Here is a 25,967-nt window from a genome sequence, read left to right as displayed (position 1 = left end):
TCTGACGGTCATCGTCCGAGGTTCGCTGGGCACCGAAGATCGCACGACAGGAGTTCCCACGATCGTTCAGGTGCCAGCCGCCGCGGCGTGGGCGTCGGCTCTTGGTAACGATTGGTTCGGCCGATCACGGATCGTTCTAGAATCGGCGGAGTGGACCTGGTGTTCGATGAGACCGCCGTCGACCAGCCCCTGGTGCAACGGGTGTGGTGGTCGACGTGTGAGGCCACGACCGGGTTCGCCTCTGCGGTCAAGACCTCGTCGATGCTCGCGTTCGCCCGGAGCCCGGAGGGAGTGACGTCCGTGCATCTGCGCGGACCGGAGCAGTCGAGCGCCGTGGTGATGTGCGAGGAGGGCTGGGAGTTCTTCGGCGTGGAGTTCCGGCTCGGCGTGTATCTGCCCCAGTTCCCGCCTTCGGCTCTGGTCGATCGGCAGGACGCGCTGCTGCCGATCCTGCCGGGCGACCGGATCGTGCTGGACAACCGGGAGTGGGAGATGCCGACAGCGCAGAACGTGGATGTCTTCGTCAGCCGGCTGGCGCGCGCCGGACTGTTGCTCCTCGATCCGCTCGTCGACGACATCCAGCACGGCGAACGCCCGCGCGGCATGTCGGTCCGGATCGCGCAACTCCGATTCCGCCGAGCCGTCGGACTGTCTCATCGCAAGGTCAGCAGCATCGAGCAGGCGCGGAAGGCGGCCGCGTTGCTCGCGGCAGGTGGATCGATCGCCGATGCGGTGATCGGCGGCGGATACTACGACCACCCCCACCTTGCGCGGGCGATGCGATGGGCCACCGGTCAGACTCCGAGCGAGCTGAGGTCCCGCATCTCGTTCCTCGCGTTGTGAGGCGTTTCGCTTCAGTACAAGACCGGCGGATCGGCCGGATGGTTGAATCCCGGCATGCGGAAACTGATCGAATACGACCATGTGTCGATCGACGGGAGACAGGCGGGCGAGGCGTGGTGGACCGGCCAGCAGCAGGTCGTTCCGGGTGACCAGCACTTCGAGTACCAGCTGGGGCTGCTGTCCTCGGCGGTCGGCATCCTGCTCGGCCGCGTGACCTACGAGGGCTTCGCACAGACGTGGCCGACCATGACCGGCGACGTCGCCGACACGATCAACTCGCTGCCGAAGTACGTCGCCTCCCGCACGCTGACCGAAACCACGTGGAACGCCGAGATCCTGGAGGGCGGCGACGCGGTCGAGGCGGTCGCCAGTCTGAAGGAGTCGGGCGACGGAACTCTGATCAAATACGGCAACGGCCTGTTCAGCCGGGGGTTGTTCGAGGCCGGACTGATCGATGAGCTGCACCTCAGCGTGTCGCCGTTCATCGCGGGGTCCGGTGAGTCGCTGCTGTCAGGCCTCGCCACGACGGCGGTTGACCTGATCGGTGTGACCGAGGTCGGCAATGGCACCGTCGTGCTGGCCTACGCCCCGAGACGTTGACCGAGAGGATCCGCCAGATGACCCAAGGAGCCTATGCCGCCGTGAACGGCATTGATCTCTACTACGAGATCCATGGCGCCGAGCATCCCGGCCCGCCGCTCATCATGCTCCACGGCGGCGCGTACACCTTCCACCTGAGCTTCGGCGCGGTGCTGGGGTCGCTGAGCGCCGAGCGCAAGGTGATCGGCGTCGAACTGCAAGGACACGGGCACACCGCCGACAGCGACCGCCCCTTCACCATCCGGCAGTGCGCCGAGGACGTCATAACGCTGCTCGATCAGTTGAACATCGACCAGGCCGACTTCTTCGGCTTCAGCCTGGGCGGGCTGACCGCGACCGAGGTCGCCGTCCGAGCACCGGAGCGCGTCCGCCGGCTGGTACTGGCCGCCTCCCACTTCGGGCGGACCAGATCCGTTGCCTACTACTCGGAGATCACCGACGTGCAGCTGGATTCACCGCGGATGCCGACCGAGGAGCAGGGCGCCGCGATGATCCGCGCGTACACCGAGGTGGCCCCGAACCCGGACGGATTCTACGAGTTCGTGCCGAAGGCACAGTCCGAGGTGCACGACTTCGAGGGATGGTCGAACGAACAGCTGGCCAGGCTGACCATGCCCATCCTGATCATCATCGGCGACACCGACTTCGTCCGCCTGGAGCACGCCGTCGACATGAAGCAGTCTGTGCCCAACGCGCAATTGGCGATCCTCCCCGGCACCACGCACCTCGAGGTCATTCGACCCGACCTCGTGCTGCCGATGGTGAGCGCGTTCCTGGCACAGTGAGCGAGCGACCGCGTAAATCCCCGCCGTGCCATGCCGAATCTGGAGCCAGCCCGTCGCGGTCGTAACCTCGGGGAATCGCTGGCCGCGACCTGGTCAGAGGGTCAGCCTGCCGGTGATCTTTACGCCGAAGGTGCGGTGGATGTTTCGCCGAAATCGGGACAGAGTCGCGTCATAGTCAGAGATTTTGTCGAACACGCGCCGACGCCGACATCAGCCGGTGTCACGTTGTACCGGTCGGCCGGACGATGACGATGCCCGGGAGGCCCGCGAGTCCCGACATCTGTGTGGGCAGTCTCGCGCGCGCAGCGCCCGCGCGGCGGACCCGGTGCCGGCTCGGGGGCGAAGGGCGGCTCCCAGGCGCTCCCCACTCGCGATTCCTCTGCGTACGGCAGACCGGGCCATTGTCGACGATCGACCGGGCCACGATGAGCGTCATTTCCGAGCTTCGAAGAGGGGGACGGTTGCCATTGATCTCGCGCCCCGAGCATGACGCAGGTGCAGGCGACCAATGATTCGTTGAATCGCACTGGGTTGCGGCGTGCAAAGGTTGCCCGCCGCAATCGTCACGCCGAGGCGATGATTCGGGCTCTTTCCAGATCTATACAACTAGCGTGTCTCCTTATTGGCGTAGCCAGATGGTGATGGCAGCGAGCACGACGCCTCCTCGGTAGGTGATGGCGAGTTTGTCGTACCTGCTGGCCAGTGCTCGCCACTGCTTGAGCTGGTTGAAGCCGCGTTCGACGACGTTGCGCGTGCTCAACGGGCTCCTGGCGCAGGTTCGTGTGATTCCACAGTTCCCCCCGCGCCTCTGGCCAGGGACCCAGCGTGCTGGTGCGCTCGGATGATCGTGGAGTCGATGCTGACGATCCAGTCGAGCTCACCGGCCGCGTCGGCCTCGGCCAGCAACCGGGTGTGGATCTTGTCGTAGGTGCCGTCACCGCTGAACCGGCGGTGACGTTTTCCACACCGTCTGCCACGGCCCGAACGACGCCGGCAGATCCCGCCACGCGACCCCGGTCCGGAATCAGTAGATGATCCCCTCCAGGACCTGCCGGTGCTCCCTGAACGGACGACCGCGCTGCCCTTCCGACGACGGCATCAACGGCTCGATCCGCGCCCACTGCGCATCGGTCAACAACGCCTCACGCGACATGAGACCAACAATCCCGGCCCCACCGCCGATCTTTAGGAGACACGCTGGCCCTAGTGGACGCTCGCCCGTGCGACCCGCTCGATCAGCCGGGTGACGGTGCGGGAGTCCGACATCAGGCCGAGGTGTCCGGCGTTGTACTCGCTGATGGTGGCGCCGGCGTTCTCGGCCATCGCCCGCTGGACGTCCGGCGGGATGATCTCGTCCTTGAGCCCGATCAGCGTCCAGGACGGGATCGTCTCCCAGGCGGGCGGCCCGGAGGTCTCGGCCAGCCCGCCGAAGGCGGCCGCCCGCTGCGTGGCCCACACGAGCGCCTTGTCGTCTCGGCTCAGTCCGGTCGCGAACGAGTCGAAGACGACCGTCTCCTTGAGGTACAGGTCGGTGGTGGGGCCGGGCGGGCCGGCGGGCACGAAGTCGAAGACGGTCAACGGGTCGGCCGACAGCGCGGAGTCCGGCCCGGCCAGCTCGAGCGGGCTCTGCCCCTCGTCCGGCGCGAACGCGTTGATGTAGACGAGCGCCTCGACGTTCGGACTCCCGGTGGCCGCGTTGGTGATCACGGCGCCGCCGTAGGAGTGGCCGACGAGGACGATCGGCCCGGTCAGCGTGTCCAGGAACGCCCGCACGGACGCGGCGTCGGTGGCCAGTGAGCGCAGCGGGTTGGCGATCGCCCTGACCGTGTAGCCGTCGTCCTGGAGCCGTTCGGTGACGTTGTTCCAGCTCGAGGCGTCGGCCCAGGCGCCGTGCACCAGCACGATGGTCGGCTTCGGCGGGCCCGGGCGTCCGGCCTGGGCGACACTCTGTGCCGAGGTGACGCTGACCAGGAGGAGGGCGACCGCGGCGAGGAGGACCACCCACCTGGGCGGCCGCCTCCCGGCGTGGCTGACGGCTCGAGCGATCGGCATGGTCATGATCCGGTCCTCCTTCGATGGCGTCGAGCCGGAGGTGCCCGACGTTCCGGAAGACCGGCCACCGGCCCGCGGTGTGACAGCCGCGTCAGACGGACGGCCCTTCGATGTCGCGGGCGGCGGCCAGCAGCTGCCTGATCGCGGCCGGCGGCGGGTCGGCGCGGACCGCGAGATACGTCGTCGAGACCAGCGAGCCGAGCCGGCGGTAGGCGACGCCGGGCATCGGCGGTGGCGGCCCGACCTCGTAGAACGGCGTCCATGACGGCGCGGCGTGCGCGAGGTCGGCGAGCGTCTCGCGCAGCGACGTGAACGGCGGGCCGGCCGGCGGGTCGATGCCGGCGGCGCGGAAGGCGGCGGTCACCAGCGCATGGAACGGCGGGTTGGCGCGTGGATCGGCCAGCCGGACCGGCAGGTCGCCCAGGTGGCTCAGCCGCACCGTCTCGTGGGCCGTGAGCGGATGCCCGGCCGGCAGCGCCACGACGACCGGCTCGGTCCAGAGCGCGAGCAGCTCCAGGTCCGGTGCGTCGGTGACGTCGCGGACGAGGGCGGCGTCCAGCACGCCGGACCGCACGGACGCGAGCCGGTCGGCCAGCTTCACCGTGCTCAGCCGGACCCGCAGCTCCGGCGCCCGCTCGGCGAGGGCCGCGAGCAGCGTCGGCAGCCGCCGGCCGGGCGCCGGGCTGGTCCCGAGCCGCAGCGAACCGGCGCCGGCGAGCTCGGCGGCCAGGCGGCGGGTGCGTTCCGCCGCGGCGAGGACGGCCCGCGCCTCCGGCAGCAGCCGGTCGCCCTCGGCGGTGAGCCGGACCCGCCGCGTCGTCCGGTCGAACAGCACCACGCCGAGCTCGCGCTCGAGCCGGCGCAGCTGCTGGCTGACGGCGGGCTGGCCGACGTGCAGGGCCTCGGCGGCGCGCGCGAACCCGCCCTCGTCGGCGACGGCGACGAAGTACGCGAGCTGGCGCAGCTCCACGGACCTCCCCGATTGATCACTGTTGGTGATAACTGTACGTGCGGCTTCGGCCTGGTCCGGGCTCGACGGCTCGGGTGGGATCGAGGAATGGACACCACAGATCTCCCGGCGGTCGCCGACCTCGCGCGCCGCATCGACGGACCCGTCCTCCTGCCCGGCGACGACGGCTACGACCGCGAGCGGTCCGGCTTCAACCTCGCCGTCGACCACCGGCCCGCCCTGGTCGTCGTCGCGGCGTCGGCCGCCGACGTCGCCTCGGCGGTGCGGTTCGCCGCCGGCCAGGGCCTGCAGGTCACCGCCCAGGCCACCGGCCACGGCGCCGGCGCCCCGCTGGACGGCGGCGTGCTGGTGAGAACGCGGCGACTGGACGGCGTGCGGCTCGACGCCGGCGCCCGCCTGGTCCGGGTCGAGGCCGGGGTGCGCTGGCACCAGGTCATCGAGCCGGCCGCGGCCGCCGGGCTGGCGCCCCTCAACGGATCGTCGCCGCTGGTCGGAGCGGTCTCGTACCTGCTCGGCGGTGGTCTGCCGGTGCTCGGGCGGACGTTCGGCTGGGCCGCCGACCGGGTCCGTCGCCTGGAGGTCGTCACCGCGGGCGGCGACCTGGTCACCGTCTCACCGGACAGCCATGCCGACCTGTTCTGGGCGCTGCGCGGCGGCAAGGGCGGCTTCGGCATCGTCACCGCGGCCGAGATCGAGCTGGTCGCGCTGCCGGAGCTGTACGGCGGCGGTCTGATCTTCGCGGCTGACCGTGCGGCGGCGGTGGCGCACGCCTGGCGCGACTGGTCCGCCGACCTGCCGGACGCGATGAACACCGCCCTGGCCTTCGTGCGGCTCCCGGACCTGCCGGTCGTGCCGGAGCCGTTGCGCGGCCGGCTGACGGCGCACGTCCGCATCGCGTTCGCCGGCTCCCCGGACGAGGGCGCGGCCCTGGTGCGGCCGCTGCGCGAGCTCGGGCCGCTGGTGGCCGACACCGTCGCGCCGATGTCGTCGGCCGACATCGCGGCCGTCTACAACGACCCGACCGAGCCGATCGGCTACGACGAGCGCTCGCTCATGCTCCGTTCGCTCGACGCCGCGGCCGTGGACGCCCTGGTCGAGGTGGCCGGGCCGGCCGCGCCGGGCGGCGTGATCGTGGCCGACGTGCGGAGGCTCGGCGGGGCGCTGGCCCGGCCGCCGGAACACCCGCGCGCCCTCGACCACCACGACGCCGAGTTCAGCCTGGCCACCGTCGCGATGGACCCGGCGGCAGCGGCGGCGCTGCTGGACCGGCTCCGGCCGTGGAGCACCGGCCTGCCGTTCCTCAACTTCCTCGGCGGCCCGGCGGCGGCCGCACTGGCCGGCGAGGCCTTCCCGCCGCAGACCCTGGCCCGGCTGGCGGCGATCAAGCGCGACCGCGACCCCGGCGGCGTGTTCCCCGCCCCGCACTTGTCCGTGACCTGAGCGAAGCCGCCAGGCGCCGCCGACACGGCTGAATGTTGCTGTGATGTAGAGTCTTTGTACATCGGCCACATCGGGGGTGCGTCATGTCCGTGACTCAGATCGATATCGACGACGACGTCCTGGCGGAGGCCATGCGGCTGTCGGGCGCGAAGACCAAGAAGGAGACCGTGAACACCGCACTTCGCGAGTACGCGGCCCGCCACCGGCGCATCGAAGCCCTCGAGACCTTCGCGACGTTGTCGCAGGCCTGGGACTACGAAGGCTGGGAGCGTCGTCGCCAGGCCGACAGGGAACCCGGTAGTTGATCAGGTACCTTATCGACTCCTCCGCGCTCTGGCGCATCCTGCGTTCTGACGAGTTGCGCGCAGCCTGGGGCGAAGTCATCAGTGCCGGTGCGGTCGGCTCCTGCCCGCCGCAGCGATCCGAGTTCCGCCGCTCGGCGCGCGACATCGACGAATACGACCAGATGTCGGCCATGTTCGACGCGCTCTATCCCGACGTCTCCGTGCCCAAGGACGCATGGCGCTGGATCGAGTCCGCGCAGTACAGGCTGCTGCGCAAGGGCATGCACCAGGCGCTCTCGATCGTCGACCTGCTGGTCTGCGCCACGGCCGCGCATCACAGTCTGACTGTCCTGCACGACGACGGTGACTTCGTCGCGGCGGCGCAGCACCTGCCGGACGTGCGCGAGCGCCGGGTCAGGCAGGTCCCGCCGCGCTGAGCCGGTCTCGCGCGACATCGGGCCGGCCGCACGTCGGCGGCCGGCCCCGATGACCCCATGGGGTGAGGGCTAGGACGAGCGGCGCATCGCCCGGGTGCCGACCGCCAGGCCGAGGACCGCGACGGCGACCGAGGCGACCACGGCGGACAGCACGGTCGACGCCGGGAACTCGCCGTTGAAGAGGGCCCGTTCCGCGTCGACGACGTAGGTCAGCGGGTTCGCGCTGGACAGCGCCCGCAGCCAGCCGGGCCCGTCGTCGACCGGGAGCAGGATGCCGGCCAGCAGCAACAGCGGGAACAGCACCGTCTGCTGCACAGTCCAGAACAGCCACTCGGTGTTCTTCGACGCCAGCGCCAGCGTGTACGACAGCGCGCCCAGTCCCACCGCCATGACCGACAGGATCAGCACGCCGACCACGACGCCGCCGAGGTGCAGGTCGAAGCCGAACGGGGTGCAGACCGCGACGATGATCGCCGTCTGCACGATCATCGGGACGATCTCCTTCAGGGCCCGGCCGACGATCAGCGCCGGCCGCCGAAGCGGCGTGACCAGCATGCGCTCGTGCGCGCCGGTCTGGATCTCGAACAGCAGGTTCGACCCGGTGAACGAGGTGCTGAACAGGCACGACATCACCACGATGCCGGGCACGAACCACTGCAGCGCGGAGCCGCCCTCGACCTCGGGGAGCAGCGGCGCGAACAGCCCGAGGAACACCAGCGGCTGGATCATGCTGAACACGACCGAGAACGGGTCGCGCAGGACGGGCCGCAGCTCGCGGCTGAAGACGGTGACGGTGTCGGTTATCACGGTCGTGCTGCTCATGCTGCGACCTCCTCGGCGGAGACGGTGTCGGTCGCGGTGCCACCCTCGCGGAGGCTGCGACCGGTGAGGTTGAGGAACACGTCGTCGAGAGTGGGCCGGTTGACGGCGGTGGACTCGACGGCGATGCCGGTGGCGTCGAGGTCGCGGATGATGCCCGGGACGAGCCGCGGCCCGCCCTCGGCCCGCACCTCGACCGTCGCGCCGCTCGCGGTCACGGCCGCGCCCTCGAGTGCGTCCAGACGCGCGGCCGCCCGCACCGCGTCCGAGACGGACCCGAAGCCGAGCGTGATCAGGTCGCCCGAGTGGTCGGCCTTGAGCCGGGCCGGGCTGTCGTCGGCGATGACGGTGCCGTGGTCGATGACGATGACCCGCTCGGCCATCGCGTCGGCCTCGTCGAGGTAGTGCGTCGTCAGCACGATCGTCGTGCCGTGCTCGGCGCGCAGCTTTAGGATGTGCTCCTGCAGGTTGGCCCGGTTCTGCGGGTCCAGCCCGGTGGACGGCTCGTCGAGGAACAGCAGCCGCGGCGCGTGGATGAGGCCCATCGCGATGTCCAGCCGCCGCTTCTGCCCGCCCGACAGCGACGACACCGGCCGGTCCGCGACGGCAGCGAGGTCCAGCGATGCGATCAGCTCGGCCGCCCGCTCCTTCGCGTCGCGCACGCTCATGCCGTACGCCCGGCCCTGGCTGACCAGCTCGTCGCGGCCGCGCTGGGCGTGCGCCGCGCCGTTGCCCTGGCCGATGTAGCCGATGACCCGGCGCACCTCGCGCTGCTGCGCGACGACGTCGTAGCCGGCGACGGTCGCGGTGCCGGAGGTCGGCGGGATCAGCGTCGTCAGCATGCGCAACGTCGTCGACTTCCCGGCGCCGTTCGGCCCGAGCAGGGCGACCAGCTCGCCCTCCGCGACCCGCAGGTCGAGCCCGCGTACGGCTTCGACCGTATCCTTCTTGACGGTGAAGTGCCTGGTCAGACCCTTGGTCTGGATCATCGTGGTGGTCATGTGGACTACGCTAAAGTGCATTCAGGCCACTTTCTGACCTCAATAGCGAGGACTCTGGATTCATGGCGAACACGAGTGCTCGGATGCTCCGGCTGCTGTCCCTGCTGCAGACGCATCGGTACTGGCCGGGGGAGGAACTGGCCGACCGGCTCGGCGTCAGTCCGCGCACGCTGCGCCGCGACGTCGACCGGCTGCGCGAGCTCGGCTATCCGGTCGACGCGAACCGCGGCGTCGCCGGCGGCTACCAGCTGCAGGCCGGCGCCGCGCTGCCGCCGTTGCTGCTCGACGACGAGGAGGCGGTGGCCATCGCGGTCAGCCTGCGCACGGCCGCCGGCGGTGGCGTCGGCGGCATCGAGGAGACGTCGGTTCGGGCGCTGACGAAGGTGGTGCAGGTGCTGCCGCCGCGGCTGCGCCGCCGGGTCGACGCGCTGCACACGTACACCGTCCCGACGATCCCCGGCTACGGCCCGCGAGTCGACTCCGACGCCCTGACGGTCATCGCCCAGGCCTGCCGCGACGACGAGCGGCTGCGGTTCCGCTACACCTCACGCGACGGCACGGCGACCGGCCGGCTGGTCGAGCCGTACCGGCTGGTGTCGCGCGGGCGCCGCTGGTACCTCGTCGCCTGGGACGTCGAGCGGCACGACTGGCGCACGTTCCGGGTCGACCGGCTGACCGAGCCGGTCGCGACCGGTGCCCGGTTCCGGCCGCGGGAGCTGCCGGCCGGCGACGCCGCGACGTTCGTGCACGAGCGCCTGGCCGCCATCCCGAACCGCTACCACGTGGTCGTCGACGTGCGGGCGCCGGTCGGCGACGTGAACGCGCAGATGTGGGGCTGGGGGACGGTCGAGGCCATCGACGACGGCTCCTGCCGGCTCACCATGAACGTCGACTCGCTGGACTGGCCGGCGCTGGCGCTGGGCGCCATCGGTGCCGAGTTCGACGTCGTCGAGCCGGCCGAGCTGAGCGACTATCTGCGCGAGATGGGCGAGCGGTTCCTCCGGTCCGCGTAGCGCCCCGCGCCGCCCTCAGACGTCGGCGGTCACGACGGCGAGCAGGAAGCCGTCGTAGCCCTTGGTGCCGACGGTCTGGACGGCGGTCGCGGTGAGCCGTGGCTCGGCGGCGACGTACTCGTACAGCCGGCGGGTGCCGTCGACGGCCGCGTCGCCCGTATCGGCGTCGACCACCCGGCCCGCGCGCACGGCATTGTCGACGACGATGACGGTGCCGCGTCGCGCCAGCCGCAGCGCCCAGCCCACGTAGTCGGCGTTGCTCTGCTTGTCGGCGTCGATGAAGACGAGGTCGAACGGCCCGGCGCCCTCGGCCTGCAGCTGCGGGAGGGTGTCCAGCGCCTTGCCGACCCGCACGTCGACGCGGTCGCTCAGCCCGGCCCGGGCGAGGTTGGCCGTGGCGACCTCGGCGTGGGCGGGTCGGCCTCGAGCGTGATCAGCCGGCCGTCGGCGGGCAGCGCCCGGGCCAGCCAGATGCTGCTGTAGCCGCCCAGCGTGCCGATCTCGAGCACCCGCCGGGCCCCCGCGATCTGCGTCAGCAAGTGCAGGAACTTGCCCTGGTTGGGTGCGACGTTGATGGCCGGCAGCCCGGCCGCGTCGCTGGCGCCCAGCGCGTCGTCGAGCACGGGGTCGGGGGCGAGCAGGTGCTCGACGAGATACTGGTCGACCGCGGTCCACTGCTGCTCGCTCATGCCCTCAACCTACCGGCGGTTCTGATACCTGCCGATGCAAAGGTTCCGGTCCAAACGGTTGAAACCCGATGGATCGTCGGACGGGCGCACAGGTGGCGGGCGAGAATGGTCAGCATGTCTCGCCTGAGCGCCCCTGCGCGAGTCCCGGTCGGCATGCAGGTCGTCGTCCACGGCACGCCGGCCGATGCCGCCGTCCCGGGGACCGGCCGCGGCCTCGCCGGTCGCGTCGTCCGCGAGGCCGACGGCACGTACACCATCGCCCTGGCCGACGGTCAGGTGGTCGAGGCGGGTCCCGACCAGCTGAGCACGCTCGCCGACCCGCCGTCCGAGCTGCCCGAGCCGGTCCGCGCCGCGGCGCCGGACGACCTGGTCGTCGCGCGCACGCTGTACGCCGCCGCCGTCGGCGAACCGCTCGCCGACCCGGGCGCCGAGCTGACGGTGCGCGCCGTCTACCAGGCGCCCACGGCGGCGTTCTGGTCACTGCGCAAGCCGCCTGAGCAGGTCGCCGGGCCGGGTCCGTCGTGGCTGTCGTGGGAGGTCGAGCGGTTCTGCCGGCTGGCCCTCGACGCCGACCCGGTCTGCCTGGAGCTGCTGTGGTCGCCGCGCCGGGTGTGGGTCGGCGCGGTCGGGCAGGAGCTGCTGGACCTGCGCCCGGCCTTCCTGTCGCAGACCATCTCCGCCGCCTACGCCGACCACGTGCTGGCCGGCTTCACCCGGCTGGCCGGCGACGACGGGCCCGACGTCGAGCAGGCGGCCGCCGCGGCCGACCTGCTGCGCCTGCTGGTCGAGGGGCAGGCGCTGCTGCGCACCGGCGACGTCGGCGTCGCGTCCGACGAGCACCGCGAGCGGCTGGCCACCGTCCGGGCCGGCGCGCTGCCCTGGGAGCAGATCGACGCCTACCGGATGGAGCTGCAGCAGCAGCTGGACGAGGCGGCCGCGGCGTCGTTCCTGTCGCCCGGCCCCGACACCGGGCGGGTGGACGCCTGGCTCAGCGACCTGCGCCGCCGCGACCTCGAGCCGGCCTCCTAGCTCCCGCGCCCGATTGGACGGTGACGTGCCGGGTATGTACCGGTGCGTCACGAAAGTCCAATAAGGGGCAAAGGAGCTGGGATGATCATCCTGGGTGTCGTACTACTGCTGATCGGGTTGTTCACGAGCGTCGGCATCCTGACGACCATCGGCATCATCCTGCTGATCGTCGGAGCGGTGTTGTACGTCGCGGGCGCCGCCGGCCGCCCGCTGGCCGGCCGCCGGCACTACTGGTAGGGCCGCTAGAGGCGGCGGTGCATGATGTGCAGCCCGACGTAGCCGTGCACCGGGTGCAGGTAGCCCTCCGGTAGCGTCCCGACGACCTCGAACCCGAGCGATCGCCACAGTGCGATCGCTCGGGTGTTCGTCTCGACCACCGCGTTGAACTGCATCGCGCGGTACCCCGCGGCGCGGGCCCAGTCGAGGACGTGCTCGCCGAGGGCGCGGCCGACGCCCCGGCCGGAGTGCTCCGGCGCCACGATGAAGCTGGCGCTGGCGATGTGCGACGCCGGTCCCAGGTGGTTCCGGTTCATCTTCGCCGAGCCGAGCACCGTCCCGTCGTCATCGACCGCGACGACCGTGCGGTCCGGCGGGTCCAGCAGCCAGATGCGCCGGCCCGTCTCGGCGTCGAGGTCGCGCGGCAGCGTGTAGGTCTCGCCCGCGGCGACGATCCCCTGCAGGATCGGCCAGATCGCCGGCCAGTCGCCGGCCCGGGCGTCGCGGATCTCCATCAGCCGAGTATGCGACCCGTCCGGAAGAACCGCGGTGGCGGTGTGGTTGCATTCCGAGGGGCAGCTACCCGCCCGGCGTGAGGAGCCCGCGTTGACCAGCCTGTACGACATTCCACTGCATACCATCGACGGCGCCGACGCTTCGCTCGCGGACCGCAAGGGCACGCTCCTGCTGCTGGTCAACGTCGCGTCGAAGTGCGGCCTGACCCCGCAGTACGAGGGCCTCGAGCGGCTGCAGGAGCGCTACGCCGATCGCGGGTTCACCGTGCTCGGCTTCCCGTGCAACCAGTTCGGCGGCCAGGAGCCCGGCACCGCCGAGGAGATCCAGGAGTTCTGCTCCACCACGTACGGCGTCACCTTCCCGCTGTTCGAGAAGGCCGACGTCAACGGCCCGACCCAGCAGCCGCTGTACGCCGAGCTGACCCAGGTCGCCGACGCTGAGGGCGAGGCCGGCGACGTCCAGTGGAACTTCGAGAAGTTCCTGGTCTCCGCCGACGGCGCCGTGCTCGGCCGGTTCCGCCCCGGCGTGCTGCCGGAGTCGGACGAGTTGGTCGGGGCCGTCGAGGCGCACCTGCCGCGCTGATCTAGGCTCCGCCCGAGACATGAGAGGTTGATGGTGGAGACGAGAGAGCTGGGACGGACCGGCCGGCCGGTCGGCGTGGTCGGGTTCGGGGCGTGGCAGATCGGCGCCGACTGGGGCACCGTCGTCGACGACGCCGCGCTGGCCGCGCTGGAGGCGGCGGTCGACGCCGGGGTGACGTTCGTCGACACCGCCGACGTGTACGGCGACGGCCGCAGCGAGCGGTTCGTCGGTGAGCTGCTGCGTCGCCGTCCGGACGCCGGGCTCACCGTCGCGACCAAGCTGGGCCGCCGCGCGAACCCGCACGTGGCCGGCGCGTACACGCTCGACGCGTTCCGCGCCTGGACCGACCGCAGCCGCGAGAACCTTGGCGTCGACACGCTCGACCTCGTCCAGCTGCACTGCCCACCGCCCGAGGTGTACTCGCGCGACGCCGTCTTCGACGCGCTGGGCACGCTGGTCGAGGAGAAGCGGGTCCGCGGCCTACGGCGTCAGCGTCGAGACCTGCGACGAGGCGCTGGCCGCGCTGCGCCGGCCCGGGGTGGCCACCATCCAGATCATCCTCAACTGCTTCCGCCAGAAGCCGATCGACGAGGTGCTCCCGGCGGCCGCCGCGGCCGGCGTCGGCATCATCGCCCGGGTGCCGCTGGCCAGCGGGCTGCTGTCCGGCCGCTACGACGCGTCGACGACGTTCGGGCCGAACGACCACCGCACCTTCAACCGCGCCGGCGAGGCGTTCGACGTCGGCGAGACGTTCTCGGGCGTCCCGTTCGAGGTCGGCGTCGAGCCGCCCGCGAGATCGCGGCGCTGACCCCGCCGGACGTCAGCACGGCGCAGCTCGCGCTGCGCTGGATCCTCGACCAGCCGGGCGTCTCCGTCGTCATCCCCGGCGCCCGCGGCCCGGAACAGGCCGTCGCCAACGCGGCCGCCGCCGGACTCGCCCCGCTCGACGCGTCGACGGCGGCGGCCATCGGGCGCGTCTACGCCGAGCGCATCCGGCCGCTGGTGCACGACCGCTGGTGATCCACCGCGGCGGCGCCGAAGGGGTCTAGAGGCGCGCCTGCGGCGGAGCGATGCGCGGTGCGACGTCGAGCAGCGTCGGGGCGAACGCTCCGGCCAGCCTGACCAGCGCCTCGCGGTCGTCGGCGGGCACGTGCGGCCGGTGCCGGACGTACATGCTGACCTGCTGGTGGCCCATCCAGAAGTAGACGCCGCCGGTCGGCAGGTACACGCCGTTGTCGTGCAGCCCGCCGACGTCGATCGCCGCGGCGCCCGGCTGCTCCGCCGCCCACATGCGGCCCACTTCGTCGCCGTAACCGCGGATCGTCGCGGACAGGACGTCGGGACCGGCCGCCCACTCGCACCGCAGCTCGTCGACGGTCTGGCGGTCGCGGCGCTCCTCGGCCGGCGTGCCCAGCACCGCCTCGGCCTGCGCGGTGACGGCGTCGCAGGCCGGCTCGGTGCCCAGCTCCGGCGCCGGCGCGAGGTCCGGCAGCCGCGGCAGCACCAGCTCGGCCAGCCGGACGGCGTTCTGGTCGCCGCCGCCCTGCACGCGCACCAGCCGGCCGGAGTCGTAGACCTGCATGAGGCCCGCCCCGACGTAGTGCGCCGCGTCGCCCAGGCCGGGCACCTCGGTGGCCGGGCCCCGGCCGTCGGCGGCGTACCCGTCCAGCAGCTCCCGGTGCTCGGCCGGCGTCACCGGGTCGATGGAGACCTGGAGCTGGAACGGGATCTGCGGGCCGGTGGTGGTGCCGTGGTCGACGGTGATCTGGCAGCTGTCGAACGACGGGTCACCGACCGGGCCGGCGTAGTCGGTGAGCACGATCCGCCGGCCGGTGTAGATGGAGTGGACCTCGTCGGCGCTGATCAGGTCGCAGACGCGGGTGGCCGGCGGCGCCTCGCCGGCCTTCGCGCCGGACGGCCCGGCGATCTGGGCCGCCGCGCCGCAGCAGGTGAGCAGCACGAGGACGAGGGCCGCACCGGACCGCAGCCGCATCCCCTCACCCCACCCTGTATCGCCGACGCATATAGAGGATGACGCATCGGCCGGTCAGAACGGTTGCTCCAGGTGATATGCCACGATCGTCCCGTGACGAACACGGTGGTGCTGCGGCACGCGCTGGCCCGGGCGGTCGCGGTTACCGGCTGGGCCGCCGCACTGGGCTGGCTGGTGGCGACGTGGCCGCCGGGCGGCCCCGGCCTGTTGTTCGCCGCGGCGGCGAGCGGGCTGTTCTGGGTGCTGTGCTGGCGGCCGGCGGTGGTCATCGACGACGCGGCCGTCACCGTCCGCAACCCGCTGCGCGACGTGCGGATCGGCTGGTCCGCACTCGACGAGGCGACGTTCGGCTGGTCGCTGCTGCTGCGCGCGGGCGACGTCGCGTGCCGGGCCGTCGCGGCGCCCGGTCCGGCGTCGATGTCGGCCCTCTACGACCGGCACGTCACCCCCGGCGGCGTGCTGGAGCGCGACGCCGTCGCCCAGGCTGGACGACGTCCGGCGCCGGCCCTGCTGGCGGTGCGGCAGCGCTGGGAGGCGCGCCGGTCCGAGCCGTCGGGCGGGGTGACGGCGACGCCGGCGGTCGCGAGCGTCGCGGTGCTCGCGGCGTCGCTGGTGCTGCTGGTCCTGGCGGCCGTCACCGCCTGATCGGGGCGGTGGCAGGATGGAGGCATGGATGTCGGAGACGTCGTCGACGATTTCGTCCTGCCCGACCAGTCCGGCACGCCGCGCCGGCTCAGTGAGTTGCTGGCCACCGGCGCGGTGGTGCTGTTCTTCTATCCCGCCGCGATGAGCCGTGGCTGCACGGCCGAGGCCTGCCACTTCCGCGACCTCTCGGCCGAGTTCGCCGCCGCCGGCGCCCAGCCGGTCGGCATCAGCGCCGACGCCGTCGAGCGGCAGCAGGCCTTCGACGCCGGCAACGACCTCGGGTTCCCGCTGCTCAGCGACCCCGATCGCACGGTGGCGGCGCAGTTCGGCGTCAAGCGGCGCATCGGCGCGATCCCGGTGAAGCGGCAGACGTTCGTCATCGGCGCCGACTCCCGCCTGCTGGGCGTGGTCCGCAGCGAGCTGGCCATGGAGAAGCACGCCGACAGCGCGCTGGACATCCTGCGCGCCGCCGCCTGAGCGCCGATCACCGTCGCCCGGAATCCCGGTCCCGTCCGGAGGTGCCGAAACGGTGATCGTTGTGCCAGGCTGCGGCCCATGAATCGAACGCGACCTGTACGTGCCCTGGCAGTGGCGGCGTCGGCGCTGTTGCTGACCGGGTGCTTCAAAGTCGATATGCAGCTCGATGTGTCCGAGAACGACACCGTCGGCGGCGAGATGATCCTCGCCCTCAGCCGCGACGTGTCCGCGATGGCCGAGTCGATGGGCGAGGACCCCGACGCGCTCTTCGGCGAGATGGAGGACCTCCCCGAAGGCACGGAGGTCGAGGAGTACGAGGACGACCAGTTCGTCGGCCAGCGCTACACCTTCGAGGACGTCCCGCTGTCGGAGTTCTCCGAGGAGCAGGACTTCAGCATCACCCACGAGGGCGAGGAGATCGTCGTCACCGGCACCCTCGACATGACCGACATCAACCCCGAGGACATGGCCGGCCAGCTGGGCGAGCTGGGCGGCGAGGAGATGCCGCTGGGCGACATGGACCAGCTGATGGAGTCGCTCGAGATGAGCGTCGCCATCACGTTCCCGGGGGAGGTCACCGACCACAACGGCGACCTCGACGGCACCACCGTCACCTGGACCCCGACGCCGGGCGAGGCCAACGAGATCAGCGCGCGGTCCGCCGACTCCGGCGGCGGGGGCGGCGACGGCGTCCCGGTGTGGATCTGGATCCTCATCGTGGTCGTCGTCCTGGGCCTCGCGGCGCTGCTGTTCTTCCTGTCACGCAACCGCAACCAGGCTCCGCCCGCCGAGGCGGCGACCGTCGGCGCAGTCCCACCGCCGCCGCCCGGTCCCGGTCCGGAGGCGGCGCCGTCCGTTCCGGACGCCGGGGTCGCGCCGGCGGCCAGCCCGTTCGCGCCGCCGAGTGGTGCGGACGCGCCGGCGCAGCCGACCACCCCGCTCCCCGTCCAGCCGGACGAGCCGGCGACGGCCCAGGCCGAGCCGGTCACGGAGCAGGCCGAACCCGTCACCGAGCCCGTCACGGAGCAGGCCGAGCCGGAGCGGCCGGCCGAGGGCGATCAGCCGGAGCCGCCGGCGCCGCCGCGCTGACCCACAACGACGCCGGCCGGACCGCATCGCGCGGTGCGGCCGGCGTCGCCCCTCTCACCCCTGGCTGAGCGTCAGCAGGAACTCCACCGTGCCGCTGTCCTCGACCCGGACGAAGCCGAGGTCGGGCGGGTCGACCTCGAAGTCGGCGAACTGGATCTCGCCCGAGCCGGCCACCTGGACGCCGTCGCCGGAGCGCTGCACGTCGAGCTGCACCTCGATCGAGTGGGTGACGTCGCGCACCGTCAGGTCGCCGGTCGCCGTGACGCTGATCGGGCCGCCGTCGAGACCGTCCAGCGGCACCGGCGACGTGAGCGTGAACGTCGAGGTGGGGAACTCGTCGGTCTGCATGATCGGGCCGCGGAACTGGCCGTCGCGGCTGCCGCTGTCGGTGGTGATGGTGGTCATGTCGACGGTGATCTCGCCGTCGGTCGCCTCGCCACCGGCCACCGTGATCTGGCCGGTGACGTCGCTCGTGCGGCCGACGACGGTGTTGTCCTGGCCGTTGAGCACCTCGTCGACGCGGTAGCCGGCCTCGGACCCGCCGGCCACCGTCCACGTGCCCGTGAGGTCGCCGCTGCCACCGGACGCGGGCGGCGGCGACGTCTCCAACGCCAGCGGCTCGGGCGCGTCGTCGCTGAAGACGTTGATGTAGAGATACGTCCCGCCGACGACGACCAGCACGAGCGCGGCCAAGGCGCTGACGCCGATGACTACGCGGCGGCGGGTGAACAGAGACATCCGGTCGACCTCCAGGCAGTGTGTGTACCTGCTAGTAGTACGAGGAACTCGGCGACGGGGATGGTGGTTCCGCCAGTCGCGCCCGTCACACCCGGTCAGGATGGCAGGACGCGCACCTCGACCGCCGGTAATCCGGCCCACCAGCGGTCGTAGCGGCGGTAGACCGTGGGCTCGCGGCCGGCCAGCAACGCGGACAGCGACGCGGCCTCCGTCGCCAGCCCGTCCCAGTCGGCGTCGGACAGCGGCCGGAACGCGGTGGCCTCGATGCCGCCGTCGACCGGCCGCCACACGCCCGCGACGAAGCCGTCGACCAGCAGCGTGGGCAGGGTGTCGCCGTTGGTGCGGGTGACCAGCTTGCGGTACTCGGGCGGGATGACGCGGCCGCGGTCGGCGTGCACGAGCAACACGCTGTCCCACATGGCCAGCAACCGCGGTGGCGCCGGGACGTCCTCGCCGGGCCGCGGCGCGCCGGGCAGGTCGTAGAGCACCGTGCCGTCCGGGCCGTCGAACCGGGTCAGCTCGCCGGCGACGGCGTCGACGGCGGCCCTGGCCGGCGCGCGGTTCAGCAGCGCGAACTGCGCGAAGTCGGGCATGGACACCGGACCGAACGCGGCGACGTAGCGGCGGAAGAGCTCTACCTGGGCGGCCGCGCTGGTCTCGGCGTCGGCGATGGCCGGCGGGTCGGCGGCCGCGACGTAGGCCGGGCGGGTGCCGAACGACCACGGCGGCCCGGTGGGCGCGTGCTGCACCGGCCCGAACTGGCGCAGCGCCCACCACAACCCCTTCATCGGCGCGCCGTGCCGCTCGGTGAGCCACGCCTCGCACTCGGCCCCGCTGCGCGGCGTGGCGACGAATTCCAGCAGGTCAGGGATGGCGGCCTCGGCGTCGGCATGGCTCAGCCCGCTCACCCGGAACCGAGGGTCGTTCAGCCGCGCCGCCCGCAGCGTCGGCTGCATGGCCCGCTGCCAGGACGGATAGTCGCCGGCCGGCACGGCGTGCAGCGTGATGCGCATCAGCGTCGCCTTGACCAGCGCTCGTTCGGCGAACGCGGCGTCGAGGTCGGCCGGGTGGAAGCCGTCGAGCCGGTTCCACAGCGCGACGTACGGCGACGCCGGGTGCTGCGCCTGCAGCGCGACCAGGCGCCCGACCGCGTCGACGACGTCGAGCCGCGCACGCTCCAGCAGCAGCTGCCGGGCCAGCGTGGCGCGGTTGAGCGCCCGGGCGGTCATCGTCATGGCGGCATTCTGCCCGGACGGTCCGACAGCCCGGGCCGCGTCAGCCGCCGGTCCGCTCGCCCTGTACCGGTGCGGGCGCCGCCTCGAAGTCGGCCGCGGTGTCGTCGCCGGCCGTGCCCGGCAGCCCGCGGGCGCGCGCGTCGGGCCAGGCCCACTCGGCCACCTCGGGGAGGTCGGTGCCGTGCTCGCGGGTGTACTGCCGGGCCCGCAGCCGGGCGTCGGTCATCCGCTGCCGCAGCACGGCCTGCTCGGCGGCCAGCCCGGGGACGCGGTCGATGACGTCCATGACCAGGTGGTACCGGTCGAGGTCGTTGAGCATCACCATGTCGAACGGCGTCGTGGTGGTGCCCTCCTCCTTGTAACCGCGGACGTGGATGTTGTCGTGGTTGGTGCGCCGGTAGGTCAGCCGGTGGATCAGCCACGGGTACCCGTGGTACGCGAACACGACCGGCTTGTCCGTCGTGAACAGCGCGTCGAACTCGCGGTCGCTCAGGCCGTGCGGGTGCTCGCCCTCGTCCTGCAGCCGCATGAGGTCGACGACGTTGATCACCCGGACCCGCAGCTGCGGCAGGTGCCGGCGGATGAGGTCGACGGCGGCCAGCGTCTCGACGGTGGGGATGTCGCCCGCGCAGGCCAGGACGATGTCGGGCTCGCCCTCGCCGCCGTCGGTGCTGGCCCACTCCCAGATGCCGATGCCGCGGGTGCAGTGGGCGATCGCCTCGTCCATGGTCAGCCACTGCGGCCCGGGCTGCTTGCCGGCGACGACGACGTTGACGTAGTCGCGGCTGCGCAGGCAGTGGTCGTACGTCGACAGCAGCGTGTTCGCGTCCGGCGGCAGGTAGACGCGGATGACGTCGGCCTTCTTGTTCACCACGTGGTCGATGAAGCCCGGGTCCTGGTGCGAGAAGCCGTTGTGGTCCTGGCGCCAGACGTGCGACGACAGCAGGTAGTTCAGCGATGGGATGGGCGCGCGCCACGGGATCTCGCGGGTCACCTTCAGCCACTTCGCGTGCTGGTTGAACATCGCGTCGATGATGTGGATGAAAGCCTCGTAGCAGTTGAACAGCCCGTGCCGGCCGGTCAGCAGGTAGCCCTCGAGCCAGCCCTGGCACTGGTGCTCGGACAGCATCTCCAGCACCCGGCCGGTCGGCGACAGCGAGTCGTCGATGGGCAGCGTCTCGCCCAGCCAGCGCTTGCCGCCCGCGTCGACCGCCGCGGAGAGCCGGTTCGACGCCGTCTCGTCCGGTCCCATGATGAGGAAGTTCGTCGGGTTCTCCGTGACGACGCCGGCCAGCCACTCGCCCAGCACCCGGGTCGGCTGGGCGATGGCGCCGCCCGGCACCGGCACGTCGACCGCGTGCGCACGGAAGTCGGGCAGCCGCAGGTCGCGGGTGAGCACGCCGCCGTTGGCGTGCGGGTTCGCGCTCATCCGCCGGGGCCCGGACGGCGACAGCTCGCGCAGGTCGGCGCGCAGCCGGCCGTCGTCGTCGAACAGCTCCTCGGGCCGGTAGGAGCGCATCCACTGCTCCAGCAGCCGGGTGTACTCCTCGTTGCCGCGGACGGCGTTCATCGGCACCTGGTGCGCGCGGTCGCGGACGACGGCGACGGCGTCGGCGACCGCCTCGGACACGGACTCGCCGGTGCCGGACGGTGCGACGGAGAACGCGATCAGCACTGAACACTCCTGATGTCTCGGGTCGTGCACGCCATGCTCCCGCGCTCCGGTCGTCTCACGGTCTCGACCGACGACTCGTGGGAGCCTCCGGCCCCCATTCGCCGCCGGTATGCACGTCCCTCGACGGCCCATCGTAGGTCGGTCAGCCGAGGCCGCAGTCGGCGCACCGGCCGCGGCGGCGCAGCCAGTACGCCAGCGTCCCCCAGCCCAGCGCGACGCCCCAGAGCGGCCACAGCAGCGTCGGCCCGATGGCGGCCCAGTCCTCCACGCCGAACCAGCTGTCTGTCAGGGCCACCTTCACCATGCCCAGCCCGCCCGACGTCGCGAGGACCGCGACGAAGGTCGCCGGCACCACCGCGAGCCCGACCGGGACCGTCCGGCGGCGCAGCATCGGCACCCAGCGCGGGAACACCTCGCCCCACCGCTGCACCAGGCCGAGCGTCAGCACGGTCCCGACCAGCGCGAACGACCCGAGCCAGGCGGCCGCCCAGAGCGAGCCGTCGGCCCGGGCGTCGTCGTACTGCTGCTCGTCCATGCCCATCGGCACACCGGCGACCCACACCCACCGCGTCACCGCGTAGAGCGCCGGGATCGCGGCCGCGACGTACACGGCGACCCGGCCCCAGCGAAGCACCGCCGCGACCGATGCCGACCGGTCCGGCCGGCCGCAGCGGGCGCAGCTGCCCGCCGTCCGCCGCGCATAGGCGACGGTCGCGCCCGCCCAGAGGAACCCGCCCACGAGCGCGACCAGCTGGTGCACGTCCTCGACGCCCAGCGCCGCGGCGACATCGGCCCGGATCTCGGCGTCGAACGGCGCCCGGAAGACGATCATCGGCAGGTAGCCGAGCAGCGCCAGCAGTCGGGTCGTGGGCACCACCACCAGCAGCACCAGGGCGAACGTCGCGCCGAGTCCGACGGCGAACCGGCGCCACCAGCGAGGGATGTACGCGCCGGGACGGTAGCGGGCCATGACGGCGCCCGTCCCCGCGGCGGCCAACGCGACCGCGGCGAACAACGGCGCGCCGACGTCGGCCGGCACGTCGCCGAGCAGGGCCATGCTGCTGTCGCGGTCGGTGGGGTCGATCGGGTAGCCGGCGCCCGTGAGCGTCCAGCCCAGCGCCGTCAGCCCGTAGCCGAGCGCCCACAGGGTCGCGGCCCACGGTGCCCACTCCGGCCAGCGCCGCAGCACACCACGGAGCGCGGAGTCCGCCGCGGGCCGGTTCAGGATCGTCTGAGTCATACCTCACCTTCGCCCGCGCCCGGCGCCCCCAGCCTCCCGCCGTCCGGTGAACCGCCTCCCCCGAGGGAGGGACGGGCCCCACCCCGGCCAACCCCAAGTTGATCTTGGAGTTGTTCGCCCATCTATCGGACAATTCGCTACTCAATTGCCGAAGAACTCCAAGATCAACTTGGGGTTGGGTGGAGGATCGGTCAGCGGGGGCTGATGAAGCCGGACTCGTAGGCGGCGATGACGGCCTGGGTGCGGTCGCGGACGGCGAGCTTGGAGAGGACGTTGCCGACGTGCGTCTTCACCGTCTCGACGCCGACGACGAGGTCGGCCGCGATCTCGGCGTTGGACAGCCCGGCCGCCATCAGCCGCAGCACCTCGGCCTCGCGCTCGCTCAGCCCGGCGCCGGCCAGCGCGTCGCCGCCGTCGGTGCCGTGCGACGCGGCCAGCGTGCGAATGGCGGCCGGGAACAGCAGCGAGTCGCCGCGGGCCACGGTCCGGACCGCCTGCACGATCTGCTCCGGCCGGGCCCGCTTGAGCAGGAACCCGTGCGCACCGGCGCGCAACGCCTCGTACACGTAGTCGTCGTTCTCGAACGTCGTGACGACGAGGATGCGCGGCGGGTCGTCGCGGCGGCTGAGCAGCCGGGTCGCCTGGATGCCGTCGACGGCCGGCATCCGCACGTCCATCAGCACGACGTCCGGGCGGGACCGGGTCACCAGTGGCCCGACCTCGGCGCCGTCGGCCGCCTCGCCGACGACGCGCAGGTCGGGCTCGGCGTCGATGATCGCCCGCAACCCCGCCCGCACCAGCGGCTCGTCGTCGACCAACAGCACCGTAATCACGTCCGTCACCGGCCGCCCTCCCGTCCCGGCAGGTGCACCCGCACCCGCCACACCCCGTCCGCGGCCTGCGCGGACAACTCGCCGCGCAGCAGCCGCACCCGCTCGCGCATGCCGCGCAGGCCGCGGCCACCGTTCGCCCGGCCGGACGCGCTGCCGTCCGCCGTGCCGTCGGGCAGCGGGTTCGACACGTCGATGTCCAGCCCGTCCGCCGTCGCGGCGACCCGGAGCCGGACCGGCAGCTGCGCCGCGTGCCGGGCCGCGTTCGTCAGACCCTCCTGCACGATGCGGTACGCCTCGCGCGACAGCACTGGCGGCACCGCCGCGAGATCGCCGTCGACCGTCGCCTCCAGCCGCATGCCGGTGGTCCGGGTGTCGTCGATCAGCCGAGGCAGGTCGGCGAGCGTGCGCTGCGGCGACGTGCCGTCGTCCGGCGCCGTGCCGCCCGCGCGGAGCACGCCCAGCACGTGGTCGAGGTCCTCCATGGCGGTCCGGCCGGCCTCCTCGACGGCGACGAGGGCGCGGCGGGCGAACTCGGGATCGGAGTCGAGCACCCGGCGCGCGGCCGCCGCCTGCAGGGTCGTCACCGTCAGGGCGTGGCCGACGGAGTCGTGCAGCTCGCGGGCCAGCCGGTTGCGCTCGGCGAACTCCCGGGCCTGCGCCTCCATGGCCAGCCGCAGCTCGGCCGGCGACGGCCCCAGCAGCAGCGGCGCGAACCACGCCAGCAGCGCGCCCAGCCCGGCCACCAGGTACGCCGTCGCCACGACCAGCCCGAGCCCGAGCAGTACCGCCCACACCCCGGTGACGTCGTCGAGCGGCGCCAGCCCGGCGATCCCGGGGCCGTCGTCGAACCCGAGCCCGCGCACCACCAGCAGCACCGACGTCGGCGCGGCGAACAGCACCGCCGCCATCGCCGCACCACCGCTGAGCAGGTGCAGCACGTACCAGCCGGCACCGAACAGCCGGCTCTCCCACGGCGGGTCGGCGGCCGGGTCGGGCAGGTCGACGTCGAGCAGGCCGCGCGTCGCGGTGATCTCCAGCGCCCGCATCGCGGGCAGGAACGGCGGCACCGTCGCGATGACGAACGTGACCGCCGCCAGCACCCCGGCCGGCACGTACGGCGTCCCCGGTTCGGTGAACAACTGCACGAACCCGATGATCAGCAGGACGTACGGCAGCAGGATGACGCCGCCGAGCAGCAGGTGCACGCCCCGGCGGACCAGCCGGCGCGCGGACAGCGGCGCGACGATGCTCCGGAGCGGCCTCACGCCCCGATTGTCGCAGGCGATCTCAGGATGACGGGCGCTCGCCGTCGTCGTCGGGCAGCATCGACACCGCGACCGCGCAGGCGGCGTCGAAGATCTCGTCGGTGGTCGCCTCGACGTCGCTCATGATCATCGGGCCGCTGTGCAGCGCGAAGAACGCCATGCGGCCACACAGCTGCACCGGCAGCGGGTCGCGGGGGTCGACGACGAAGTCGACCAGCACCCGCATGCGCTCGCGCAACGCGTCGCCGCACTCATGCACGCGCAGCGCCGGCTGGTTCTCCATCAGGAACCGCAGCAGCGGCGTGCCCTGCCCGCGGATCGCCTTGGCGTACCGCTCGATCAGCTCGCGCCGGTTCTCCGGCGTGCGCTCGCGGCCGCGAGACCAGTCGACCACCTCGTCGACGGCCGTCAGCAGGTCGTCGACCAGGCTCTGGACGATGTCGTCCTTGCCCTTGAAGTAGTAGTACAGCGACGCCTTCGTGAGACCGAGGCGTTCGGAGAGCTCGCGCAGCGACGTCTTGTCGTACCCCTGCTCCGCGAACAGCTCCAGGGCGACGCTCTGGATGCGCATTCGCGTGCTGCGCGGGTCTCGGTCGAGCATGGGGCTCCGTCGTCGGTGGGGGCTGTGTGGTGAACGTACCCAGTTGCGCGAAAGGTTCCACGTCAACGACCTGGTCGCGACGCACGAAGGCCCGCGGGCCAGCATTCCTGCTGGCGGCGCGGGCCCCCGACGACCTCGGATGTCCTCGGCTGAGACGGACGTCAGGCCGGGACGACCTCGAGCGCGACGTTGGCGGCGACCTCCGGGTGGAGGCGCACCGTGACGCGGTGGGTGCCGACCGTCTTGATCGGGCTGCCCACCTCGATGCGGCGCTTGTCGATGGCCGGGCCACCGGACGCGGTGACCGCCGTCGCGATGTCGGCCGAGGTGACGGCGCCGAACAGCCGGCCGGAGTCGCCGGCCTTCGCGACGAGCTTGACGGCCGTGCCCTCGAGCTGCGCCTTGACCGCACGAGCGGAGTCGAGGTCGGCGAACTCGCGGGCCGAACGGGCGCGGCGGATGGAGTCGATCTCCTTCTGCCCACCCTTCGTCCACGCCATCGCGAACCCACGCGGCATGAGGTAGTTGCGGCCGTAGCCGTCCTTGACCTCGACGACGTCACCGGCGGCGCCGCGCCCCGGCACCTCCTGGGTGAGAATCAGCTTCATGGCGTCCTCTCCCCTTCTCAGCGAGCCGTCGAGGTGTACGGCAGCAGCGCCATCTCGCGGGCGTTCTTGATCGCGGTGGCGACGTCGCGCTGGTGGCGGGTGCAGTTGCCGGTGACGCGACGGGCGCGGATCTTGCCGCGGTCGGAGATGTACTTGCGCAGCAGCGAGGTGTCCTTGTAGTCGACGTAGTCGACCTTGTCCTTGCAGAAGGCGCAAACCTTCTTCTTCGGCTTGCGCAGCGGGGGCTTTGCCATCGTGGTGCTCCTCCTTCGGGGAGCCCGGTCGCCTCGCT

At 72.3% G+C, this 25,967-nt stretch carries 28 protein-coding genes and 4 pseudogenes; 14 read left to right on the top strand and 18 right to left on the bottom strand.

All coding sequences use genetic code 11. The features are described 5' to 3' along the window. Positions 1-150 precede the first annotated feature (150 nt). Genes BLV05_RS05810 through BLV05_RS05800 form a run of 3 tightly spaced genes read left to right on the top strand, consistent with a single transcriptional unit; the run spans position 151 to position 2,228 of the window. Positions 151-843 carry a helix-turn-helix domain-containing protein gene (locus BLV05_RS05810; protein ID WP_052762137.1) on the top strand — a complete coding sequence of 231 codons (693 nt, stop codon included), beginning with the start codon at positions 151-153 and terminating at the stop codon, positions 841-843. 54 nt (positions 844-897) lie between these two features. Next, positions 898-1,443, top strand: a complete 546-nt coding sequence (locus BLV05_RS05805; protein ID WP_046766976.1) for a dihydrofolate reductase family protein — start codon at positions 898-900, stop codon at positions 1,441-1,443. Beyond that, positions 1,440-2,228 (top strand): alpha/beta fold hydrolase, encoded by a 789-nt coding sequence (locus BLV05_RS05800; protein WP_197683543.1) that lies wholly within the window; start codon positions 1,440-1,442, stop codon positions 2,226-2,228. Before BLV05_RS05805 ends, BLV05_RS05800 begins: the two co-directional genes overlap by 4 nt. 619 nt (positions 2,229-2,847) lie before the next feature. Here the strand turns inward: BLV05_RS05800 and BLV05_RS38500 are convergent. The 4 genes and pseudogenes from BLV05_RS38500 to BLV05_RS05785 form a co-directional block, all read right to left on the bottom strand. Continuing rightward, positions 2,848-3,015 (bottom strand): transposase, encoded by a 168-nt coding sequence (locus tag BLV05_RS38500; RefSeq protein WP_407929306.1) that lies wholly within the window; start codon positions 3,013-3,015, stop codon positions 2,848-2,850. Between the two features lie 133 nt (positions 3,016-3,148). Beyond that, positions 3,149-3,327: pseudogene (locus tag BLV05_RS38495) on the bottom strand (transposase); the annotation flags it as partial. 104 nt (positions 3,328-3,431) lie between these two features. Continuing rightward, positions 3,432-4,286, bottom strand: coding sequence for an alpha/beta fold hydrolase (locus BLV05_RS05790; protein WP_082154948.1), 855 nt, complete (start codon positions 4,284-4,286; stop codon positions 3,432-3,434). Between the two features lie 85 nt (positions 4,287-4,371). Next, the gene (locus BLV05_RS05785) at positions 4,372-5,250 is read right to left on the bottom strand and encodes a LysR family transcriptional regulator (protein WP_046766979.1); all 879 of its coding nucleotides are present in this window, start codon (positions 5,248-5,250) and stop codon (positions 4,372-4,374) included. Positions 5,251-5,337: 87 nt separating this feature from the next. Between BLV05_RS05785 and BLV05_RS05780 the strand changes: the two genes are divergently transcribed. From BLV05_RS05780 to BLV05_RS05770, 3 genes are all read left to right on the top strand, one after another. Further along, positions 5,338-6,690, top strand: coding sequence for an FAD-binding oxidoreductase (locus BLV05_RS05780; protein WP_046766980.1), 1,353 nt, complete (start codon positions 5,338-5,340; stop codon positions 6,688-6,690). 83 nt (positions 6,691-6,773) lie between these two features. Beyond that, positions 6,774-6,995, top strand: a complete 222-nt coding sequence (locus BLV05_RS05775; protein WP_046766981.1) for a type II toxin-antitoxin system VapB family antitoxin — start codon at positions 6,774-6,776, stop codon at positions 6,993-6,995. Then, positions 6,992-7,411, top strand: a complete 420-nt coding sequence (locus BLV05_RS05770; protein WP_046766982.1) for a PIN domain-containing protein — start codon at positions 6,992-6,994, stop codon at positions 7,409-7,411. Before BLV05_RS05775 ends, BLV05_RS05770 begins: the two co-directional genes overlap by 4 nt. 69 nt (positions 7,412-7,480) lie before the next feature. On the opposite strand, the gene BLV05_RS05765 is transcribed toward BLV05_RS05770, so the two are convergent. Both BLV05_RS05765 and BLV05_RS05760 read right to left on the bottom strand, forming a co-directional pair. Further along, complete coding sequence (locus BLV05_RS05765) at positions 7,481-8,233, bottom strand: ABC transporter permease (RefSeq protein ID WP_046766983.1); 753 nt, start codon at positions 8,231-8,233, stop codon at positions 7,481-7,483. Next, positions 8,230-9,219, bottom strand: coding sequence for an ATP-binding cassette domain-containing protein (locus BLV05_RS05760; RefSeq protein WP_046766984.1), 990 nt, complete (start codon positions 9,217-9,219; stop codon positions 8,230-8,232). The genes BLV05_RS05765 and BLV05_RS05760 overlap by 4 nt, the downstream gene beginning before the upstream one ends. Positions 9,220-9,293: 74 nt before the next feature. Between BLV05_RS05760 and BLV05_RS05755 the strand changes: the two genes are divergently transcribed. After that, the gene (locus BLV05_RS05755) at positions 9,294-10,244 is read left to right on the top strand and encodes a helix-turn-helix transcriptional regulator (RefSeq protein WP_172860605.1); all 951 of its coding nucleotides are present in this window, start codon (positions 9,294-9,296) and stop codon (positions 10,242-10,244) included. 15 nt (positions 10,245-10,259) lie between these two features. Here the strand turns inward: BLV05_RS05755 and BLV05_RS05750 are convergent. After that, positions 10,260-10,933 (bottom strand): annotated as a pseudogene (locus BLV05_RS05750) (O-methyltransferase). Positions 10,934-11,047: 114 nt separating this feature from the next. On the opposite strand from BLV05_RS05750, the gene BLV05_RS05745 reads away from it, so the two are divergent. Then, positions 11,048-11,962 carry a DNA polymerase beta superfamily protein gene (locus BLV05_RS05745; RefSeq protein ID WP_160312712.1) on the top strand — a complete coding sequence of 305 codons (915 nt, stop codon included), beginning with the start codon at positions 11,048-11,050 and terminating at the stop codon, positions 11,960-11,962. A gap of 81 nt (positions 11,963-12,043) precedes the next feature. Beyond that, on the top strand, positions 12,044-12,199 hold the full coding sequence (locus BLV05_RS36430) for a DUF6131 family protein (RefSeq protein ID WP_169790489.1): 156 nt from the start codon (positions 12,044-12,046) through the stop codon (positions 12,197-12,199). A 5-nt stretch (positions 12,200-12,204) separates the two neighbouring features. On the opposite strand, the gene BLV05_RS05740 is transcribed toward BLV05_RS36430, so the two are convergent. Further along, complete coding sequence (locus BLV05_RS05740; protein WP_046766986.1) at positions 12,205-12,693, bottom strand: GNAT family N-acetyltransferase; 489 nt, start codon at positions 12,691-12,693, stop codon at positions 12,205-12,207. Positions 12,694-12,784: 91 nt separating this feature from the next. On the opposite strand from BLV05_RS05740, the gene BLV05_RS05735 reads away from it, so the two are divergent. After that, positions 12,785-13,276 (top strand): glutathione peroxidase, encoded by a 492-nt coding sequence (locus BLV05_RS05735; protein ID WP_046766987.1) that lies wholly within the window; start codon positions 12,785-12,787, stop codon positions 13,274-13,276. 33 nt (positions 13,277-13,309) lie between these two features. Beyond that, a pseudogene (locus tag BLV05_RS05730) lies at positions 13,310-14,296 on the top strand (aldo/keto reductase). A gap of 25 nt (positions 14,297-14,321) precedes the next feature. On the opposite strand, the gene BLV05_RS05725 reads toward BLV05_RS05730, so the two are convergent. Beyond that, positions 14,322-15,269, bottom strand: a complete 948-nt coding sequence (locus BLV05_RS05725) for a hypothetical protein (RefSeq protein ID WP_046766988.1) — start codon at positions 15,267-15,269, stop codon at positions 14,322-14,324. Positions 15,270-15,362: 93 nt separating this feature from the next. On the opposite strand from BLV05_RS05725, the gene BLV05_RS05720 reads away from it, so the two are divergent. From BLV05_RS05720 to BLV05_RS05710, 3 genes are all read left to right on the top strand, one after another. Next, positions 15,363-15,914, top strand: a complete 552-nt coding sequence (locus BLV05_RS05720) for a PH domain-containing protein (protein ID WP_046766989.1) — start codon at positions 15,363-15,365, stop codon at positions 15,912-15,914. 24 nt (positions 15,915-15,938) lie between these two features. Beyond that, the gene (locus BLV05_RS05715) at positions 15,939-16,391 is read left to right on the top strand and encodes a peroxiredoxin (protein ID WP_046766990.1); all 453 of its coding nucleotides are present in this window, start codon (positions 15,939-15,941) and stop codon (positions 16,389-16,391) included. A 78-nt stretch (positions 16,392-16,469) separates the two neighbouring features. Further along, on the top strand, positions 16,470-17,480 hold the full coding sequence (locus BLV05_RS05710) for an LppM family (lipo)protein (protein WP_407929302.1): 1,011 nt from the start codon (positions 16,470-16,472) through the stop codon (positions 17,478-17,480). Positions 17,481-17,534: 54 nt separating this feature from the next. Here BLV05_RS05710 and BLV05_RS05705 read toward each other — a convergent pair whose 3' ends face one another. The 9 genes and pseudogenes from BLV05_RS05705 to rpsR form a co-directional block, all read right to left on the bottom strand. Further along, positions 17,535-18,218 carry a YceI family protein gene (locus tag BLV05_RS05705; RefSeq protein ID WP_046766992.1) on the bottom strand — a complete coding sequence of 228 codons (684 nt, stop codon included), beginning with the start codon at positions 18,216-18,218 and terminating at the stop codon, positions 17,535-17,537. A 95-nt stretch (positions 18,219-18,313) separates the two neighbouring features. Next, a complete protein-coding gene (locus BLV05_RS05700) occupies positions 18,314-19,453 on the bottom strand; it encodes a winged helix DNA-binding domain-containing protein (RefSeq protein ID WP_046766993.1) in 1,140 nt (379 codons plus the stop codon). 40 nt (positions 19,454-19,493) lie between these two features. Next, positions 19,494-21,041, bottom strand: a pseudogene (locus BLV05_RS05695) (phosphoketolase family protein); the annotation flags it as partial. A 229-nt stretch (positions 21,042-21,270) separates the two neighbouring features. Then, positions 21,271-22,368, bottom strand: coding sequence for a hypothetical protein (locus BLV05_RS05690; RefSeq protein ID WP_052762140.1), 1,098 nt, complete (start codon positions 22,366-22,368; stop codon positions 21,271-21,273). A 191-nt stretch (positions 22,369-22,559) separates the two neighbouring features. Then, positions 22,560-23,201, bottom strand: a complete 642-nt coding sequence (locus BLV05_RS05685; protein WP_046767221.1) for a response regulator — start codon at positions 23,199-23,201, stop codon at positions 22,560-22,562. A 5-nt stretch (positions 23,202-23,206) separates the two neighbouring features. Then, positions 23,207-24,466, bottom strand: a complete 1,260-nt coding sequence (locus BLV05_RS05680; RefSeq protein WP_052762141.1) for a sensor histidine kinase — start codon at positions 24,464-24,466, stop codon at positions 23,207-23,209. Positions 24,467-24,488: 22 nt separating this feature from the next. After that, a complete protein-coding gene (locus tag BLV05_RS05675; RefSeq protein WP_046766994.1) occupies positions 24,489-25,067 on the bottom strand; it encodes a TetR/AcrR family transcriptional regulator in 579 nt (192 codons plus the stop codon). Positions 25,068-25,228: 161 nt separating this feature from the next. Continuing rightward, a complete protein-coding gene (rplI, locus tag BLV05_RS05670; RefSeq protein ID WP_046766995.1) occupies positions 25,229-25,675 on the bottom strand; it encodes a 50S ribosomal protein L9 in 447 nt (148 codons plus the stop codon). Between the two features lie 17 nt (positions 25,676-25,692). Then, on the bottom strand, positions 25,693-25,929 hold the full coding sequence (gene rpsR / locus BLV05_RS05665; RefSeq protein ID WP_026877935.1) for a 30S ribosomal protein S18: 237 nt from the start codon (positions 25,927-25,929) through the stop codon (positions 25,693-25,695). Between the last annotated feature and the right edge of the window lie 38 nt (positions 25,930-25,967).

The organism is Jiangella alkaliphila, from assembly GCF_900105925.1.
Taxonomy (GTDB): domain Bacteria; phylum Actinomycetota; class Actinomycetes; order Jiangellales; family Jiangellaceae; genus Jiangella; species Jiangella alkaliphila.
This window is presented reverse-complemented; position numbering and strand designations above follow the sequence as displayed.